The sequence below is a fragment of the Microcoleus sp. PH2017_34_RAT_O_A genome (assembly GCF_020737885.1).
In the GTDB taxonomy this organism is placed as follows: domain Bacteria; phylum Cyanobacteriota; class Cyanobacteriia; order Cyanobacteriales; family Microcoleaceae; genus Microcoleus.
This window is the reverse complement of record NZ_JAEQDD010000099.1, coordinates 1-18,995: the sequence shown is the minus strand read 5'-3', so window position 1 is coordinate 18,995 and position 18,995 is coordinate 1. Positions and strand designations below refer to the sequence as shown.

At 46.4% G+C, this 18,995-nt stretch carries 14 protein-coding genes and 1 pseudogene; 7 read left to right on the top strand and 8 right to left on the bottom strand.

What is annotated here, in order from left to right; genetic code table 11:
- Positions 1-254 precede the first annotated feature (254 nt).
- Entirely contained in the window at positions 255-1,541 is a 1,287-nt protein-coding gene (locus tag JGK11_RS26610; RefSeq protein WP_293213523.1) for a dihydrolipoamide acetyltransferase family protein, read from the bottom strand.
- Positions 1,542-1,561: 20 nt separating this feature from the next.
- Here JGK11_RS26610 and JGK11_RS26605 point away from each other — a divergent pair, with 20 nt between their 5' ends.
- On the top strand, positions 1,562-1,717 hold the full coding sequence (locus tag JGK11_RS26605; RefSeq protein WP_293185713.1) for a hypothetical protein: 156 nt from the start codon (positions 1,562-1,564) through the stop codon (positions 1,715-1,717).
- Here JGK11_RS26605 and JGK11_RS26600 read toward each other — a convergent pair.
- From JGK11_RS26600 to JGK11_RS26585, 4 genes are all read right to left on the bottom strand, one after another.
- Positions 1,714-2,154: a YlqD family protein gene (locus JGK11_RS26600; protein ID WP_293185715.1), complete on the bottom strand. Its 441-nt coding sequence runs from the start codon at positions 2,152-2,154 to the stop codon at positions 1,714-1,716. The two genes, JGK11_RS26605 and JGK11_RS26600, sit on opposite strands and share 4 nt — an antisense overlap.
- A gap of 410 nt (positions 2,155-2,564) precedes the next feature.
- Complete coding sequence (locus tag JGK11_RS26595; protein WP_293213525.1) at positions 2,565-4,514, bottom strand: long-chain fatty acid--CoA ligase; 1,950 nt, start codon at positions 4,512-4,514, stop codon at positions 2,565-2,567.
- A gap of 193 nt (positions 4,515-4,707) precedes the next feature.
- Positions 4,708-6,351 carry an efflux RND transporter permease subunit gene (locus JGK11_RS26590; protein WP_293213520.1) on the bottom strand — a complete coding sequence of 548 codons (1,644 nt, stop codon included), beginning with the start codon at positions 6,349-6,351 and terminating at the stop codon, positions 4,708-4,710.
- 25 nt (positions 6,352-6,376) lie between these two features.
- Complete coding sequence (locus tag JGK11_RS26585; protein ID WP_293185719.1) at positions 6,377-7,408, bottom strand: efflux RND transporter permease subunit; 1,032 nt, start codon at positions 7,406-7,408, stop codon at positions 6,377-6,379.
- 354 nt (positions 7,409-7,762) lie between these two features.
- On the opposite strand from JGK11_RS26585, the pseudogene JGK11_RS26580 reads away from it, so the two are divergent.
- A pseudogene (locus JGK11_RS26580) lies at positions 7,763-9,140 on the top strand (IS5 family transposase).
- 156 nt (positions 9,141-9,296) lie between these two features.
- On the opposite strand, the gene JGK11_RS26575 reads toward JGK11_RS26580, so the two are convergent.
- Positions 9,297-11,459 carry a flotillin family protein gene (locus JGK11_RS26575; protein WP_366039588.1) on the bottom strand — a complete coding sequence of 721 codons (2,163 nt, stop codon included), beginning with the start codon at positions 11,457-11,459 and terminating at the stop codon, positions 9,297-9,299.
- Between the two features lie 231 nt (positions 11,460-11,690).
- On the opposite strand from JGK11_RS26575, the gene JGK11_RS26570 reads away from it, so the two are divergent.
- Both JGK11_RS26570 and JGK11_RS26565 read left to right on the top strand, forming a co-directional pair.
- Positions 11,691-12,032: a DUF433 domain-containing protein gene (locus JGK11_RS26570; protein WP_293185394.1), complete on the top strand. Its 342-nt coding sequence runs from the start codon at positions 11,691-11,693 to the stop codon at positions 12,030-12,032.
- A 3-nt stretch (positions 12,033-12,035) separates the two neighbouring features.
- Complete coding sequence (locus tag JGK11_RS26565; protein ID WP_293185393.1) at positions 12,036-12,377, top strand: DUF5615 family PIN-like protein; 342 nt, start codon at positions 12,036-12,038, stop codon at positions 12,375-12,377.
- A gap of 124 nt (positions 12,378-12,501) precedes the next feature.
- Here JGK11_RS26565 and JGK11_RS26560 read toward each other — a convergent pair whose 3' ends face one another.
- Both JGK11_RS26560 and JGK11_RS26555 read right to left on the bottom strand, forming a co-directional pair.
- Positions 12,502-14,853 carry a PhoX family phosphatase gene (locus tag JGK11_RS26560; RefSeq protein ID WP_293213517.1) on the bottom strand — a complete coding sequence of 784 codons (2,352 nt, stop codon included), beginning with the start codon at positions 14,851-14,853 and terminating at the stop codon, positions 12,502-12,504.
- Positions 14,854-15,107: 254 nt separating this feature from the next.
- Positions 15,108-15,575, bottom strand: a complete 468-nt coding sequence (locus JGK11_RS26555) for a hypothetical protein (protein WP_293185391.1) — start codon at positions 15,573-15,575, stop codon at positions 15,108-15,110.
- Positions 15,576-15,733: 158 nt separating this feature from the next.
- Here JGK11_RS26555 and folK point away from each other — a divergent pair, with 158 nt between their 5' ends.
- The 3 genes from folK to JGK11_RS26540 all read left to right on the top strand — a co-directional run bounded on the left by folK (position 15,734) and on the right by JGK11_RS26540 (position 18,712).
- Entirely contained in the window at positions 15,734-16,222 is a 489-nt protein-coding gene (gene folK, locus JGK11_RS26550) for a 2-amino-4-hydroxy-6-hydroxymethyldihydropteridine diphosphokinase (protein ID WP_293185390.1), read from the top strand.
- 202 nt (positions 16,223-16,424) lie between these two features.
- Positions 16,425-16,973 (top strand): NUDIX hydrolase, encoded by a 549-nt coding sequence (locus tag JGK11_RS26545; RefSeq protein ID WP_293152783.1) that lies wholly within the window; start codon positions 16,425-16,427, stop codon positions 16,971-16,973.
- A gap of 287 nt (positions 16,974-17,260) precedes the next feature.
- A complete protein-coding gene (locus JGK11_RS26540) occupies positions 17,261-18,712 on the top strand; it encodes an FAD-binding domain-containing protein (RefSeq protein ID WP_293193161.1) in 1,452 nt (483 codons plus the stop codon).
- Positions 18,713-18,995 lie beyond the last annotated feature (283 nt).

Below are 18,995 nucleotides of genomic sequence, written 5' to 3'. Positions count from 1 at the left end.
AAAAAGCCTCAAATGATTGCAGAGCAATTATTTGAGGTTTTGAGAATTCTGAATTCTTTTGAAATTAAATCCGATCGAATATCTGCGGAATGTGGGTTATAGTATGCTGTGACTCAAACAAAGAAACCGGGGTTTTTCCTGAATTTTGTGTACTTCATAAACCGGGAATCTGCTGTATGTATTTTCCCACTCATCTACTTAGTCTAAATCCCCCTTTCCCCCCAATCAGGGTAAAAGAGGGATTTAGGATAAGACTAAAGTGTCAAAGACTGAGGATTTGTCTCGATCAATTTCGCTAAATCCTGCAAGAAAGACGCAGCATCAGCACCGTAAATAATTCGGTGATCGCAAGTAATATTAACTTGCATTTGCCGCTTCACTCCCATCAAGCCTTCCTCGTTAGCTACGACTTGGGGCCGCGAAGAGCCGATCGCCAAAATCGAGCCTTGATTCGGCGGCAAAATCGCGTCAAACTTATCTACTCCATACATTCCCAAATTGGAAAGAGTAAAAGTTCCCGTGCTGTATTCGTCGGGTTTTAGCTGTTTGGCGCGGGCGCGATCGACTAAATCCTTCCAACTGCGGGAGAGAGAATATATGTCCAGGCGATCGGCATTTTGCAACACCGGCGTAATCAAACCGCCGCCGTCCATCGCCACCGCTACCGCCACATTAATATCAGCACGGTGTTGAATTCCCGACTCCACATAACAAGCATTCAGCAGAGGATGTTTTTGTAAAGTTACCGCTACTGCTTTTGCCAGCATAGCCGTCATCGTGACGCCTTTTGACTTAATTTGTTTGTAGAGTTTGTCGAGATTGTCAGTAGTAATTGTATAGCCGACGCGGAAACAAGGCACGCTCAAACTTGCTTCCATATTGCGAACCACCGCATTTTGCAGCGCATTCATCGGTACTCTGTTACCGGAAAGCGCTACCGCTGGGACTGGTGCGGGTGCGGGTTTGGCTGCTGCGGGTGCGGGTGCTGCGGGTGCGGGTGCTGCGGGGACTGTTACTGGTTGCTGAACCGGAGCTGGTTGGGCTTTACCGGCTGCTGCTTCCACATCTTCTGCAACAATCCGACCGTTGGGGCCGCTGCCTTTGATTGAATTTAAATCTACTTTAAACTCTTTGGCTAATTTGCGAGCGCGGGGAGAGACGATGCTGCGGCCGTTTTGGCGGCTGACGTTTTGCTGCAAACCCACTGATGCTGTAGCTGCGACAGGAACGGGGGCTGCGGCTGCTGGGGCTGCGGCTGCGGGGGCGCCGGCTCCTTGTTTCTGGGCGGCGGCGATTTCGGCTTCTGTTTCTGCGACTAGGGCGATCGCAGCTCCGACCGGAGCAACTTCGCCTGCTGGTACAATAATTATTGCTAGATAGCCTTCGTAGAAAGACTCGACATCCATGTCGGCTTTGTCAGATTCAACTACGACTACCGTTTCGCCCTTTTCTACTTTGTCCCCAGCGGATTTGACCCAGGAAACAATTTTGCCCTCTGTCATGGTAGAGCTTAGGGCTGGCATGAAAACTTCGCGAATCATCTGTAAAAATTCCTTGTGAGTTGGTAATTGGCGATCGGTATTTGGGAATTGATAATTGGCGATCGGCAATAGTTATTATTATGCCAGCCTCTAGTCCGAAGATGTGCGGCTATCAACTCAAAATTACCTACCAATTACCAATTATCAATTACCAATCACCAATTTCTAAGTTCTAAATATCACCTCGAATTTCTTCGACAATGCCGTCGCGGAGCAGAACTTCTATTTGCATTTTTTGAATCAAGTTTTCTCCCACCCCGACGGTGAACGTGCCGTCAATTTGACCTTGACTCACTTCTTGTTCGAGGTCTAGCACCTGCACTTGCTGAAGCTGTTGCAGGTTTTGGTTTTTCTGTTCTAGCAGTTCGCTCTTTCTTTGATTCACCTGCACTTGAATGTTTTCTATTTGCTGCATTACTTGCGGGCCGGGGGGTTGCAGGCTTTGCTTTTGGATTTCTGAAACCATCCGCTGCCCTTGCATTTCTAGCTGTTGTAGCTGAGAATCTATTTGATTGATTTGGGCTTGGAGTTGCTGTTGAGCTTCTTCTTTCCAGCGGGGAGTAACGACGACTTTTACGTTAATCGATCGCTTCAAGAGTAATTGTGGTTCCATAAATTTGTTGCTTGTCAATTGGGAATTAGGCATTAGTCAGAAGTGCGAGCGTCCCCGCTCGCGAACAACAGTCATCAGTCATTAGTCAATAGTTGGTAGACATTTCCTAATGACTGAGGACTCGGACTCGGGACTCGGGTGTTGGTGTCAACTGAACGTCAAACCTATTATCAGTCTTCTGTCTGGCGATTCAGGCAATATCCCCCCTAGCCCCCCTTCTTAAGGGGGGGATAAGAATCTTCTCAAAGTCCCCCTTCTTAAGGGGGATTTAGGGGGATCTGGCCTCTCCTATAAACGAGAGATACAAATAAACGAGAGATACAAAGGTTTTGAGGCTTAAGTTGACACCAATCGGGACTTGGGTGTAGGGATAATTTTTTCTTCTCCATTCCCCAAGTCCTGCGAATATTTCAAAACATCCCGTCAATCATATCGCGGTAGTGTTCCGTCACAACCGGGCGCTTAATTTTCAGGGTCTGAGTCAACATTCCATTTTCCATCGAAAATGGCTCCTGAATCAACCGGAACGGGCCAATGCGATCGTCCGCGCGGTATCCGGGGCGATTTTGCACCTCCCGGTTCAATTCTTGACGGAATAAGTCTTGAATTTTCTTGCTATTCCAGTCAATTTCGTGTATTGGCGGATTCTGAGTTTCTGCCCATTTCTGCACGGCTTCTGAATTGGGGACAATTAAGGCGCCGATCGATTTTTGGTCTTGACCTACTACCATAATTTGGTCGATGTAGGGGCTGCGGACGCAGGCATCTTCGATCGGCTGCGGTTCGATATTTTCGCCGTTGCTGAGGACGATCGTATCTTTGGCGCGCCCGGTCAAAATTAAGTCGTTTCCCGGTGTCAGCCAGCCCAAATCGCCGGTGTCAAACCAGCCCTCGGAGTCAATGGCTTTGGCGGTAGCTTGGGGATTGAGATAGTAGCCCTGCATGATTTGCGGCCCGCGTCCCAATACTAAACCGCGCTGGCCTGTTGGCAGTTGCTGTTTAGTTTCGGGGTCAACTATTTTAATTTCAGTATGGGCGATCGGCTGTCCGGCAGAACCTTTAAGATTGTGCCAAGGGCGGCGGACTGTTAAAACTGGAGATGTTTCAGTTAAACCGTATCCCACCAACAAACCGATATTCGCGATTTCAAAGAAATTGTCTAAATGCGCGGCCAAAGAACCTCCGCCGCTAATTGCCCACTTAAAACGCCCTCCCGTAGCTTCCCGGACTTTTTGATAAACCAGTTTTTCGGCGATCGCGTGTACGGGAGACAACAGAATACTTTTGATCCGGGCGATCAGTTTTTCCGAAGCAGAAGCAGGTTTCAAACTGAGAGTTAAACCTTGAAAAATGCGGCGGGCTTCAATGTATTGCTGGCTGGCAGATAACAGAAAATTAACCAATTTTTGTTTGTTGGGTGGCTGTTCTCTAAATTGCTTTTGTACAGCCTCGTAAATCGATTCCCAGATGCGCGGAACGCTCACCATGTACTGGGGCTTGCAACTTTTAAAGTCTTGTTTGAAATAGCGAATATTGGTGTAAATTTGCGTGCATCCTTGGGAAAGCAGGAAGTATTCGACTGTGCGTTCGTAGGCGTGCCAACTGGGCAGGATGCTGAGGGCTGATTCGCCCGGTTCGGGTTGCAAAATTGTGCCGAAGGTGGTGAGTTGGTGCAGCAGGTTCCCGTGAGTCAGCATGACGCCTTTGGGTTTGCCGGTGGTGCCGCTAGTGTAGAGGAGGGTGGCGAGGGTTTGGTGGTTGTGGTTGGCGGGTTTGAAGGGGCGGTTGGCGCCTGTGGCCATGACTTGGGAAAATTTGACTGTGGTTAGGGTGGGGCTGGTTTCTGGTTCCTCGTCGGAGAGAAGGACGATAAGTTCGATCGGCAAATCGGGGAGGCGGGCTTGCAGTTTTTTGAGTAAGGCCAGGTTTTCGACTACTAAAGCGGTACTGCCGCTGTCTTGGATGATGTAGAGGAGTTCTTCGGGGTCGGCGGTGGCGCCTCGCACGGCGTTGGCGGCCCCAGCGGTCATGATACCTTGATCGGCTATCAGCCAGCGGGGGCTGTTGTCGGCGAAGAGGGCGACGCGGGGAGGGATTATTTCTGCTGGGTTTGCATTGATGCCGAGGGCCTGCAATCCGCTGGCGAATTGCTGGATTTGTTGGTAGAGGTCGGTATAGGTGAGTTTAATTTCGGGTTTGCTGTGGGGATCGTGGAGGGCGACGGTTTGGGGAAATCGCTGTTTGACGATCGCCCAAATTTCAGGTATCGATCGAATGGAACTGTAATCGATCGTGCGGCTGAGGTTGGCGCGTTCAATGTCGCTCATTTGGGAGGAACTGTCAGGTGCGGGGCGGTTCATAGAGTATTTTTTGTGAGTTGTGGGCGATCGAACTATTTGATGCGAATTTAGCATCTCTAGCCCCCCTGCATCATAGCCTTCTGCCCAAAGAAGACTTTTCTAGAAGTTAATTTTAAGGTATGTAGTTGCGCTTCAGCGCTCTTTCATATAAAGAGCGCTGAAGCGCAACTACATACCTTAGAAGATTGGGCTGTTACAACGGCGCTACTCGATCGCGCTCAACCTCGTCGCGGGGAGCAGTTTTTCCATCCAAACTCGTGCCATCATCGTGGGGCGGATGTTCCGGGCGATCGCGTTTTGTAAAGCGATCGCGAGCCGAGACAATCACCACATACAGCACCGGCACCATAAACAAACTCAAGAAAGTAGAAACAACCATCCCGCCCGCGATCGCATTCCCGAGCGATCGGCGACTGGCTGCACCTGCACCTTCGGGATTAACCAGAGGCAGAATCCCCAAAACAAACGCCAAAGAAGTCATCAAAATCGGTCGCAAACGCTCTTGAGCCGCCTCAACTGCTGCCTTAGCAATTGAATATCCCCGCTCCCGCAACTGGTTAGCAAACTCCACGATTAAAATCGCATTTTTACTCGACAATCCAATCAACATCACCAAACCAATTTGGCAATAAACATCATTCGCCAAACCCCGCAAAGACTGAGCCAAAAGCGCACCTAAAATCGCCAGAGGAACCGCCAGCAAAATAATAAAAGGATCCACATAATTTTCGTACTGAGCAGCCAAAACCAAGAACACAAAAACCAGCCCCAAACCAAAAATAATCGGCGCTTGACCCCCCGACTCAATTTCTTCCAAAGAAGTCCCCGACCATTCATAGCCAAAACCAGACGGTAAAACTTGAGCCGACACCTTTTCCATCGATTTAATCGCCTGTCCAGAACTCGCACCCGGAGCGGGAGAGCCATTGATTTCAATTGACCTAAATAAATTGTAGTGGTTGACAGTTTGGGCTCCCACCACCGGAGTTAGCTTCACCAAATTGCTCAAAGAAATCATTTCATTCTTTGCAGAGCGGACATACAATTTACTAATATCTTCAGGATTAGCACGGAACTGTTTATCTGCTTGCACGTACACCCGATAATTGCGCTGCTGGAGAGTAAAATCGTTTACATACTGCGAACCCAGAGCCGTTTGTAGCGTACTGAAAATATCACTAATAGAAATATCCAAAGCCTTAGCCCGATTGCGGTCAACTTCCACAACTAACTGAGGCGTATTCGCAGCAAACGTACTAAAAACCGCTTGCAATCCCGGCGTCTGATTCGCCTGCTTCAAAATCCCACCCATCGCCTGAACCAGAGCATCTAAACCGCTGTTTCCTTTGCGATCTTGAAGTTGAAATTGGAAGCCTCCAAATTGACCTAAACCTTGAATTGCGGGCGGATTCACCGGGAAAATTCTTGCTTCTGGAATTGCCGAAAGCTGACCCCGCAACTTACCAATAATCGCTTGTACGCTTTGAGCTTCTCCGTGACGCTCGCTCCAGGATTTAAGCGTAGTAAAGATAATACCCTGGTTAGAAGTGCTGCCGCTAAAACCAAAGCCACCCACAGAGAAAGTCCCTACAACCTCAGGAAGTTTCAGAATTTCTTGTTCAACTTCATCCATCACTTTGCGAGTATATTGCAGCGAAACTCCTTGGGGGCCTTGAATAATTGTCAGAAAATAGCCCTGATCTTCCTCTGGGATAAATGCCGTGGGTACTGATAGATAAAGCCAAGCTGTGACTCCCAGAGAGGCTATGAATACGAACGTGACAATGGTTTTAATTCCCGTGAGAAATATCAAAGATTTCCGATATTGCCGCTGCATCCAATCAAGAACCCTATTTACCCGGTCAAACACCCAACCTAGCGGGCCTCCAAACTTCTAAAGTCGTATCAAGCGCGACTCGATGTATCAACCCAGGAGGAAAACTTGTTGCGAGTTTTTCCATTTCTGCTTTAACAGCATGAGCCACATTCAAAGCATTGCTTCCCGGCAATTGATAAATTCCCAAACCCACCGCATCATTGCCCCGAAATCGCAGGAAAGAGCTGTAATTTTCGGCTCCTAATTCCGCTCTGCCGACTTCTTTTAACTTAACTACAGTGCCATTTCCATCAGTTTTAAGGACAATTTCTTCAAATTCTGCTGGTTCTTGCAGACGGCTTTTAGCCCGTAAATCAATTTGATACATTTGCCCGTCGGGAGCGGGTTCTTGACCAACTCTCCCAGCACCAACTTGTAAGTTTTGTTCGTTAAGCGCCCTGGTTATATCTTGCATTGTCAAACCGCGAGCTGCTAACTTATTGGGGTCGATCCACAGGCGCATGGCATAGCGGCGTTCCCCAAAAATTCGCACATCGCCAACACCTTTGATCCGCTTTAAAGCATCTGCCAAATACAAGTCAGCGTAGTTGCTTAAAAATGTGGTGTCGTATTCTTTATTTTCGGTAAATAAGCCGATCGCCAGCAAGAGACTGGTAGATTGTTTGGTAACTCTCACTCCCGTGCGCTGTACGGCATCTGGGAGTTGGGGTTGAGCGACTGACACTCGATTTTGGACATCGACAGCGGCAATATCTTTGTTGCGCGACGGATCGAAAGTTGCAGTAATAGTGCTAGTGCCGTCATTACTGCTGCTAGAAGTTAGATATTTTAGCCCTTCTACGCCGTTGATTTGCCTCTCTAGGATATTCGTAACGGCATTTTCGACAATTTCGGCACTCGCCCCGCTATAGTTAGCCGTGACGCTAATTTGGGTGGGGCTGATGTCAGGGAAGCGTTCGATCGGCAGTGTGGGGATGCTGATTGCGCCTACTAAAATGATAATTAAGGCGCAGACACTAGCAAAGACAGGTCGTTTGATAAAGAAATCTGCAAACATAAATTTGGTAATTTCTAAAGGTACGTAGTTGCGCTTCAGCGCTCTTAGGTACGTAGTTGCGCTTCAGCGCTCTTAGGTACGTAGTTGCGCTTCAGTGCTCTTAGGTACGTAGTTGCGCTTCAGCGCTCTTAGGTACGTAGTTGCGCTTCAGCGCTCTTTATATATATGTTCAAAGAGGGCTAAAGCCCAACAACGTACCAAGAGAGCGCTCTTTATATAGGGCTTGCTGAAAAAGCCTAAAATCCTTAGCTCAAAAGACTTTGACTCGCGATCGGTGCTGGTAATGTGTTAGACTATGAGCTAAAATTAGTCAAAAGCCATGCACAGCATCACTTTCATTCATGTACCGAAAACTTGACTAGGGCCCCAAAAACACCCTCCAACTTTGAGCTACCCTTCGAGGGACAATTATCAGAGAATAATCGTTGGGTAATCATGGCAAAAATAATTCCGTGGTCAGACTTTGAAGATGAATATGCCCAAAATTTTACAGTATCTAATTGAGCTCCGACCAAATCATTTAGGATGGCATTGGGGGCATTAATAATTAAAGAAAGGCTGGGAACTAGCTCAGCGTGAAACAGTAGAACAAATAAGAGAAAACCCATACCTACAATACTTTATAGGCATGAAAGCCTATAGTAATGAATCACCATTTGATTCATCCATGTTCGTTCATTTTAGGAAAAGAATAGGTGTCAATCTAGTCAATAAAATTAACGAAGAAATGGTCAAAGAGCAGACAGAAGTGGCAGGAACTCTCGTCGTAAAAAAGTCATCAGAAATAAGTGAACCCAAAAATCAAGGAAAATTAATATTAGATGCAACCTGTGCGCCAGCCGACCTTAAATATCCGACGGACTTAGGACTATTAAATCAAGCAAGAGAGCATACTAAAAAAATCATAGATGCTCTACACAATCAAATTAAGTCACCCGTAAAAAAAAGCCTCTTGACATATCGAAACAGAGCCAGAAAAGAATACCTAACCATAGCCAAACAACGAAAGCCACGACGAAAATCAAGAAGAAAAGCAATTAAAAAACAACTGCAATACATCCAAAGAAATTTGACGAATATAGAGCGAATGGGTGAGCTACAGTTACTAAATAAATCTCATTATAAAATGCTGTTAGTAGTTGCAGAAGTCTACCGTCAACAGTTGTCAATGTATGAAAAGAAAGAACATAGTATTCCCGACAGAATAGTAAGTTTAAAGCAACCACAGATCCGCCCCATTGTTAGAGGGAAAGCCGGAAAATCCGTTGAATTTGGGGCAAAACTGTCAGCTAGTTGTCGAAATGGGTACGTATTTTTAGACCTACTTAGTTGGGATAATTTCAACGAATCAGGAGACTTAAAGACACAAGTAGAAGCATTTAAACGATTCACCGGATTTTACCCTGAATCAATTCATGTAGATCGGATATATCGAACGGAAGAAAATAGAATTTGGTGCAAATAACTCGGCATCAGAATGAGCGGTGTCCGTCTAGGAAGACCTCCCAAATATCTGAGCAAATCAATAAAAAAACAAGCTCAATCAGACGAGAGAATTCGTAACTTAATTGAGGGAAAATTTGGAGAAGCTAAAAGAAGATTTAGCCTCGGTAGAGTGATGGCTAAACTTAATAATACTTCTGAAACAAGTATCGCTATAACTTTTCTGGTGATGAATCTTTCTGCCCAGAAGAAGGCAGGCTTTTTGGCTTTTTTTCTGTCTATTTCATAACAAAAACCTTTTTGGATATTTTTGGGTTCCAATCATTGGTAAAAGCTATGTTTCGTCATCATAAAATTGACAAAACTTATATTGCCGAGGCGATCTCGAATTGACTTATCTTTCTAAATGCTGTTTTCTGACTTTTTCAGCAAGCCCTACATACCTTTATGAATTGTCAAATGGCAATTCATCAAACAGCGAATCAATATCACTATCCGAATTCGCAACAGGGGGCGAATTAGGGCGAGATTCCGGGGACTTAACAGAATTCACCTTTGCTACAGGTAACTTGGCCACAGATTCAGATTTTTGTAACTTAACTACAGGTAACTCCCCGCCATTTTCGCCATTTTTCCCCGTTTGATTCCACATCATCATTCCCAGTAAACCGTCAACCAAACCGCCGCCGCTACCGTTGCCGCTAACCGCAACATCCGGTACAACTCGCACATGACTGTCACCGATAATTTGCATTAACTGCAAAGCCGTATAACCGGAACCGCCCAAAGCCACAACACCCGCGCGATAAGCTTCAGCTTGAGCATTTCCTTTCACTCGAATAGATTCAGCTTCGCCTTGAGCTTGTTTCACCTGAGAATTCGCTTTTAACTCAGAAATCATCACACCTTGTTCCGATTTCACCATCTCTTGCTGGATCTCAGCTAAAGCAGTTTCCCGCACCAATTGTTGTCGCTGAGTTTGTGCTATTTGCTGCACTTCATAAGTCTTGCATTGTTCCTCTGCAATTTTGCGATCGGTTTGAGTTTGCATCAACTCTGCGGGTGGCAAAATATCCCCGATCAAAGTATCAATTGCTTGCACGTCGTAGGTACGCAAAGCTGCTTTGATATACTCGGCTGCTTCCGCTTGCCGATCGCTCCGGGCGGAGAGAAAATCTAACACAGAATAAGATTGAGCCGAATTGCGGAAATAATTGCCGATTGTCGGCTGCAAAACGTGGTCAACTAAGTTCTGCATCGAACCGACGCGAGAGATGACTTTCGGAGCATCTAAAGCGCCGACGTGAATGATTTGAGCTACTTCTAAATCGAAGGCAAAACCATCTCTAGAACGTACTGTTAAAGATGAAAGTTGAGAATCGTAACTGTGTCTTTCTATTTTGCTCGACCAATTCAAAACAATATTGGTAGTTGGTACTAATTCTACTTTCAAAATGCGAGTGTTCAGCGGATGTTTGCCCGGATAAAGCGGAGTTACCCACACCCCTTTATTCCCGACATTTACTAAGTTGCCGTGAGTGAAAGCAGCGCCGCTGACATCTTCCGAGGTTTGACCCACATAGGAAATCACGGCGCCGACATAGCCGATCGGGATTTCGGTCATCGGCACTTGGTCAACCCCGACAAACCAAGGATTTAAGTTCCACGAACCGGAAAGCAAAACCTGTTCCTGCAAACCGCGCCGCCCGCCAGCAGTGATAAATTTTTGCGAGTTTTGGAAGTTGTCATGATTCGGAACGATCGGGCCGGCAATTTCGCCATCTTGAATCGGAACGCCGTCATAAGTGGTGACAATTCCTACTTTATCCGGGGCAATCGTGTACAGTTTTAACTGTTCGGCTGTCATCCCGTGTTTGGGAGAATTTGCTGCTGTAATTACGGTAAACAATGCCGTGTTAATTCGATAGCTGCCACCAGTCAAAATTCCGAGTTGTCTCCCTTTTTCGCCGCCGCCTTTGAGGAATTTGCGAGCATCTTGAAAATTGTCGCATTCTGTGATTTTGCCGAGAATGCGCTGCGGTGGATTTGACTCGCCGCCTGCTGCGATCACCAGACCAATTTCGCCTTGGGGAACTATCGTCAGAGATTCTTTGCGAACGTTGTACTGCAAAGGCCAATAACCCCAATGCCAACCGGGGGGTAAAGTATCAGCTTGATATCCAGCTTCTCCGTTTAAGGCAATTAAATCGCCTGGGGGTAAAGACTTGCCGCCAAAGCTAAACTTTTTACTGACAATTCCGACTTCGCGATCGCCAATTACGACTAATCCGCCAAAAAATAGCGGTAGCACTAGAATAACTATCATACCGCCGATCGCGATCGGGATAAATCCACCCCCATCGAGCTGCATTCTCTGCACGGGAACAGTGGTACGCAACTGCCCTAGCTGCAACCTAGAATCAGGTTTTGCTGCTAGCTGAGTCGAGGTTTGTGTTAGGGGGATATCGCCAGCAGCCGTTACTGGCGAGGGTTTCAAAGTGGTAATTGCACTGAGAGCTAAAGATGCAGAAACAGCGGCTGCTAAATGTTTTAAAACCCTAATGTTGAGTTGAGATTTAGGCAAAAGTGAATAAAGCATTTTTTTCATACAAGCTGTAGAGTCTTATTACATCCAGCTTAGCCTTGATTCCAAAGTGGGTACATAAAACTTATTGAAATTCTGCGGTTATTTTTGTGCGAAAACAGGTTTTCCAGTCAATACAGACTGTTTGATAATACCAGCCGATCGCTTGACTCTCGGGCGATCGCTCTTTTTTAATAGGACTTTCTTAAAAGTTGTTTGATAAGATAGAAAGTAACCGCAATTCTATTGTTTGCCATGACGCTGAAAGAATTAGAGCCTCAATTGCTGGCACTCTCTGACGACGAAAAAGCTCAAGTGGTTCAACTGCTATCCCAAGGGAAAATTAGTCCTTGGCGCGGTATTGAAAAAACGCCTGGTGTTTGTGGTGGCAGTGCCTGCATTGCTGGAACTCGCATCACCGTTTGGGGGCTTGTAGAAGCTCGTCGGATTGGCTATAGCGAAGCCGATTTACTCACAAGCTATTTATCGCTATCTGCTACTGATATTGCCAACGCTTGGGCTTATGCTGAAGCCTTTCCCGATGAAATCGAAACCGAAATTCGGGAAAACGATGAAGTCATGTACGAGGATTTGTAGCAGATGGCACGTCTCTATGCCGATGAGCAATACCCCTATCCTGTTGTAGAATTACTGCGAGCTTTAGGTCACGATATTTTGACTGTCCAAGAAGCAGGCAGAGCTAATCAAGGAATTCCTGACTCGGATGTTTTAGCTTTTGCCAGTAGCGAAAAACGTGCCGTGATTACTGAAAACCGTAAAGATTTCTTTCGGTTGCATCGCATACAGCCCCTTCATGCTGGCATTATCGCCTGTACGAACGATCGCAATTGGGAAGCGCTGGCTAACCGAATCAATGCGGCTATTACAGCAGCAGAATCTTTGGAAGGTAAACTGATTCGTGTTGTTCGTCCTGCTGTGTGACGGTAGTTACTAATTTGTAGGGTGCGTCGCTGAGAAAAGAAACCGGGTTTTTATCGAATCTGTCGGCTGCGACGACATATCTGGGCAAAAACCCGGTTTCTAGGGCTTCACGCGCAAGTCCTATTTAAACAAATTGACCCGTTGTGGTCGATCGCACGCGGCGAATCCCAATCACCGAAGGCATCGGCGATCGGCGCCTGTCATTCTCAATATTACTCGGCCACAAACTGCCGCGAGCAACAGTCCGAGTTTGATTGAAAACAGCACCACTCAAATCCAACATTTCAATTTGGCGGCTGAGTACAGTACCATCATCGATCGGGCAATCTTCCCCCGGATGCTGCACCGCAACTACTAGGGTATCTCCGATAAAAGTCGGCCCAGTGATTTCGCATCGGTTCGGGCCTTGAGCAAAAGGAATTACAGTTCCTGCATTCGGGCCGTTCGTTGGAATGTAAAACAGCCAATTGTTGCCAAAAACACCAGTAAACTCCGACACATTACCCGTCTTTTTGTGGTCGATCGTCGCTTGTTTTGCCGCAGCACCGACATCAAAACCATTGTGCGTGCTAGTAGACATATCGGTGACACCCCAAATATTACCTTGAGTGTCAAAAGCCAAATTGTCTACACTAGCAAATCCCGCCCCAGCTACTGCACCGGCCTCTCCACCTTGAGCAAAACGCTGCCAGCGGAAAGTCAAACCCGCACCGTCGGAACTATCTTCAATAATTTTGTAAATTCCTCCAGACTGCTGGGTGCTATTGAGCGCGGCAGTGTATTTAGCAACAGTAAAAATGCGAGAATCTGGATAACCGTCGCTACCCGGTGCGGCGTCAGTATAAGCAATGAAAACTTCCTTAGTAGTAGGATTAATTTCCAAATCTTCCGGTCGCGCCGTCGGAGTGCCACCAATTAAATTAGCAGCTAAAAAGGCATCAACTAAAACTGCACCTTGGCTGGTATAGAAATTAGCCAGACTTTTATTTCTGTAGCCAGCAAGTGTTGTTGCTTCATTAGTTATATCCGCTACAAATGAACCACCATCTTCAGTTTGACCTGCAATTCCGGCGCGTTTGGGTAAGCGAGTATTAGCATCTCTTTGAGCTTTGCCAAAACTTGCTAATTCCGCTTCGCCAAGTTTACTAGGACGTATCGGATTCGTCGGGCTATTTAATGCTAGTGGCAACCATCTTCCAGCACCGTTACGGTTGTATTGGGCGACGTATAAAGTGCCATCTTCAAACAAGCGGCTGTTGCTTTTATCTGCGGGATTGGTGACAGTACCGTTGCTAACAAATTTCCAGGTGTGTCCGCCGCGCCGATCGTCTCCCATGTACACTACTAACTTGCGGCCTGCTTCGGCGCGAATCGCGACGTTTTCGTGGCGGAAACGGCCTAAAGCGGTGTGTTTGCGGGGGCGGAAATTCGGATCTTGGAGATCGACTTCTACCATCCAGCCGTATTTTTCGCCGACTAAGCCGAATTCTTCGCCCGTCGTGCCCTTGGCGTAGCCCGTTTGGCCGCCGTTGGGTTTGACGTTTTCCTGAACTCCGACGAAGAATAGTTCGCTACCTTGGAAGTTTTCTTCGGCGGAGAGGATTGTTCCCCACGGGGTTGTGCCGCCGGAACAGTTGTAGGCTGTACCGACGATCCGGTTTCCGAGCCCGTCGCTGTTGACTTGGGCGAAGACTTGGGTGGCTGCGGGGCCCGTACCTGTGAGATATTTGTCGTCGCCTCGTCTGGTTCCCCAGGAGGTGACATCTTTGTATTTGTCCGCACGCTGGCTGTTGATTCCGAGGCCGGAAAGTCCGTGAATGCGTCGGTTGAGGGAATCGCGGGCGATCGCCCTAAAGCGTCCATCAGCTTGTTTGGTGATGCGGACGATCGATCCACCGAGATTGTATAGAAATTCGCCGAGGGTAGCGCGATTTTTTACGGATAAGTCTAAACCGAGGACAGCGCGATCGGTTGCGGGGAAAGATGCCACATCTGCCGGCGCTTCCGGTGCCACTTTCGACATCGGGAAGGATATGTATTCGTGGTTAACCCAGAGATAGCCATCGTCATTGCTGCCGCGAATCTCTACGAAGCCGGTGTAGTCGTTGTTGTAGCCAAAATAGTCTGCCGAATCGGGGAAAACTCGATCGCCCCAGCGAAGAATCACGTACCGTTCGTATTCCGGCGGGACAACCACATCGTCAACTACGTTGTAGCTGGTTAATCTAGTATTTTGCGAGGCCGCCATTACCGTACCCTGTCCGTTCAATGCAGTAGGCATAAAGCTCGACAATTCTTTATAAACTGGCAGTGGATGAGGTAGTCTTAACGGAGTGAAAGATAGAGGACTTAAGGCAGCTTCGGCCGAGGTGGAATTGATGCCGAATAGTTTTTCAGTGAGTTGAGGCGCAAGCACAGTCGTAGCTGCACTGCTACCGAAGAAAATTAACAGTTGTCGGCGAGTTATTTTAGACATAAATTCCTATTCAACCCAACATCCCTAATCATGATTTACCTAGAAATTTATCACTGTTAAATTAAGGGAAGTTAACCTTAAGGTTAATTAAAATTGGGAGATATTTAGGTTAACAAAAGGTTAACTGTTGTCTGTTAACTGTTGTCAGTAGTAACCAATAACCAGTAACCAATAACCAATAACCAATAACCAATAACCAATAACCAATGCCCCATGCCCCATGCCCCATGCCCCATGCCCCATGCCCAAATTCTTCAATCATCTCGAAAAGCCGGATCGTTTTGTCGGGATGCAGGCCGGCTGGGGGCGGGCACGTTAATAGTTTGCGATCGCCCTGAATTTCCCGACGAAATATAGCTATCTCTGAATCCCAGCAGGTATTGAGAATCAGCAAAATATCTAGTCCACTGTTCGATTCTCGAATCTTTCTGCCACTGGCTGCGGGATACTCTCGATCGCAAAACCGGAACTCTTTGTCGGCTGCGATCGGCTGTAATGATGATGGTAACTTCTGTTAACGCCGGATTTTCTTGAAACTCGCGGGCGATCGACAATGCGGCTAAATCTTCCGCCTGCTGAACTAAACCCGCGAAAGATTGACTATCGTCCGAATTTAAGGTAAGGTACGTTTCCTTAGCTTCTGCTAAACCGATCGATACACTTGTTGTTAAATTGATAGTTACTAGAATGACGGCAGACAAGAGGCGACGGTGCAAATTCATTAATCTTTCAACTAAATACTGACATTTGTCAATGATAATCAATAATAATTAACACTGAATTAAGCTGAGATTAAAATAATAAGGTCTACCCCGCGTTACTCAGAAAGTAACTAACAATAACCAATAACCAACAACCAATAACTAATAACCAATTCCCAATGAAATCAACAAAATGTGCGATCGCCCTTGGCAGCAATTTAGGCGACTCCCTCGCCACGCTCAAAAGCGCGATCGCAACTCTCAACAACACCCCCGGAATCGCCGTAAAATCCCATTCTAGCTGGTATCAAACCGCCCCCGTAGGGCCGCCGCAACCCGATTACATTAACGCCTGTGCCATCCTAGAAGTTACGCTACAACCACAACAATTGCTAGCAACTTTATTAGAAGTTGAAATAAAATTTAATCGGATTCGCCGCGAAAAATGGGGGCCGAGAACCCTCGACCTGGATTTGCTGCTGTACGATGATTTAATCCTAGAAACTCCGACACTGACTTTACCTCATCCCCGGATGACCCAAAGAGCTTTTGTATTAGTACCTTTGGTAGAAATTGCGCCGGATTGGGCGCATCCTGTGACGAAAAGTGCGATCGGCCAAATCCTGAAAACCGCAGACTGTTCCGGAGTGCAAAAAATGAAAGTGTAGAAAATGAGCAAAATTCAGGGCGGCGATCGCCTATGATGTCAAATCCGTTGGCATCGGAATTATGTAGTGCGAGCGTCCCGCTCGCGATTTGGGTAGCGAGCGGGACGCTCGCACTGACAGCATCCAAATTATTATTCCGATGCCACCGGAAACGATATCATGTCTTAAATCGGTGCAATCAAACATTATTCGCTTCTCACTTATGTCGATCGGTCAAGAACTACCCCAACTCCTCAAACAGCGCCTATTTTACCAAGGGCGCAAATTCAACTTTGATGTAGCCAGCCTCCGCCTTCCCAACGGTTCCGAAGGCGATTGGGAATGTATTCGCCACCCAGGCGGAGCACTAGCAGTTCCCGTTACCCCCGAAGGTAAACTCGTCTTGGTGCGACAATACCGCTTCGCCGCCAAAGGGCGGATTTTAGAATTTCCCGCAGGTACAGTCGAAATCAATGAAAACCCCGCCGAAACTATCAAACGGGAAATCGAAGAAGAAACCGGATATCGCGCCGGAAAATGGCGGGAATTAGGCAAATTTATGCTAGCACCCGGTTATTCTGACGAAATCATTTATGCTTTTTTAGCACAAGATTTGGTCAAACTAGAACAGCCGCCAGAACAAGACGATGATGAAGACATGGAGACAGTTTTATTCACTCCAGAAGAATTAGAAAAAGCTATCTTAGCCGGGGAACCAATTGATGCGAAATCTATTTCTAGCTTCTTCTTAGCGCGTCCTTTTTTGACTTAAAGCAAAGTTGTTCAGTTGACAGTTGACAGTTGACAGTTGACAGTTGAGGAAGGAAGAGGATTGGAGTAATAAATAGTCTGATTTTAATTTATCCCGATCGGGGAGAGGCTTTCAACCAATTCTTTCTGGTAACCAGCCCCCGGATTCATTGATTCGCATCTTGAACCGGGGGAATGAGCGGGATAGAGACTATGAAAAGCTCTGCATTCTAACAATCCCCGGCTCGATCCGTGGGAGTCAATCTAAAATCTAAAATCTAAAATCTAAAATCTAAAATCTAAAATCGAATGTCTGATTTAATTTTATTTTGGCACCGTCGCGACTTGCGTATTTCTGACAACATTGGACTCGCAGCAGCACGCCAGCAAAGTCCGAAAGTAGTCGGGATTTTTTGTCTCGATCGCAATATACTCGATCGCGATGACGTAGCGCCAGCCAGAGTTACCTACATGATAGGTTGCTTGGAAAAACTCTCCTCACGTTACAGCGAAGCAGGCAGCCAATTACTAATAATTCAAGATGACCCGCGTATGGGAATACCGAAATTAGCCGCGGCACTTAATGCTAAAGCAGTATTTTGGAACAGAGATGTAGAACCCTATGCAAATGAGCGCGATATATCCGTATCAAACGCCCTCCAACAAGCAGGAATAAAAGTTAAAAACTTCTGGGATCAAGTTCTGCACGCCCCGGACGAAATACGGACTGGTACAGGGAATCCCTACACAGTTTATACACCATTTTGGAAAAAATGGAATAGCCAACCGAAAGCCCAAGCTGTAGAGACACTGCCGATAAATTATCCGCAATTAATGACGGGATTAACCGCAGAAGAACAAGAAATAGCCAACCAAACAGGTGCCATGAAAACACTGCCAACGGCCTTGAGTTTGGGATTCATTTGGGAAAATCCATTAGTAATAGAACCCGGAGAAGGTGCCGCGCAAAAAAAATTAGAAGAATTTTGCGAGAACGCTATTTACGAATATCAAGAACAGCGCAATTTCCCCGCAAATAAGGGTACATCAGAACTCAGCGCCGCCCTCAAATTTGGTGCAATAGGCATCCGCACTGTTTGGCAAGCTACCCAGATAGTAATGGACACTTGCCGCAGCGAAGAAGCCTGCACAAGTATCCGCACTTGGCAACAGGAAATAGCGTGGCGGGAATTTTACCAACACGCGATGTATAACTTCCCTGAATTAGCAGATGGCCCCTACCGTAAAGCATTCAAAGACTTTCCCTGGGAGAACGATGAAAAGCTGTTTCAAGCTTGGTGCAGGGGCAAAACTGGCTATCCAATTATTGATGCGGCAATGCGGCAGTTAAATCAAACAGGTTGGATGCACAATCGATGTCGGATGATAGTTGCTAGTTTCCTCACCAAAGATTTAATTATTAACTGGCAGTGGGGCGAAAAATACTTCATGCAAAAATTGATTGATGGCGACCTTTCTGCTAACAATGGCGGCTGGCAGTGGAGTGCATCGAGTGGCATGGATCCGAAACCTTTGCGAATATTCAATCCCGCCAGTCAAGCTCAAAAATTTGACCCGGAAGGGGAATATATTCGGCACTGGGTTCCAGAATTGCGCCGAGTGGATACTAAGCTTTTGCTAACTGGAAATATTTCGCCTATAGAACGTCGGCTGCTTCATTATCCAGATCCGATTGTAGATCACAATCAACAGCAGCGCAAGTTTAAGGAACTTTTTAAACAGCAAAAAATCGTTGAGTAAGTAGATGATTTTTTGTTTGTAGTGAGGACTTTAGTTTTTTTAATAGGTGTTCATTATTAGGTACGTTGTTGCGATTCAGCGCTCTTTATCTATCAATGAGGTTTACTTAAGATTGTCCTTCGAGAGGAACGAAGCAAACTGTATCTATTTTTCATAGAAGTTTCACGAGTAGCACTCTTAAGTGAACTGTATTGCTCTATATATAAGAAAGAGCGCTGAAGCGCAACTACGTACCTTTGACTACCAGTTTTCAGTTAACTGTATTGCTCTATATATAAGAAAG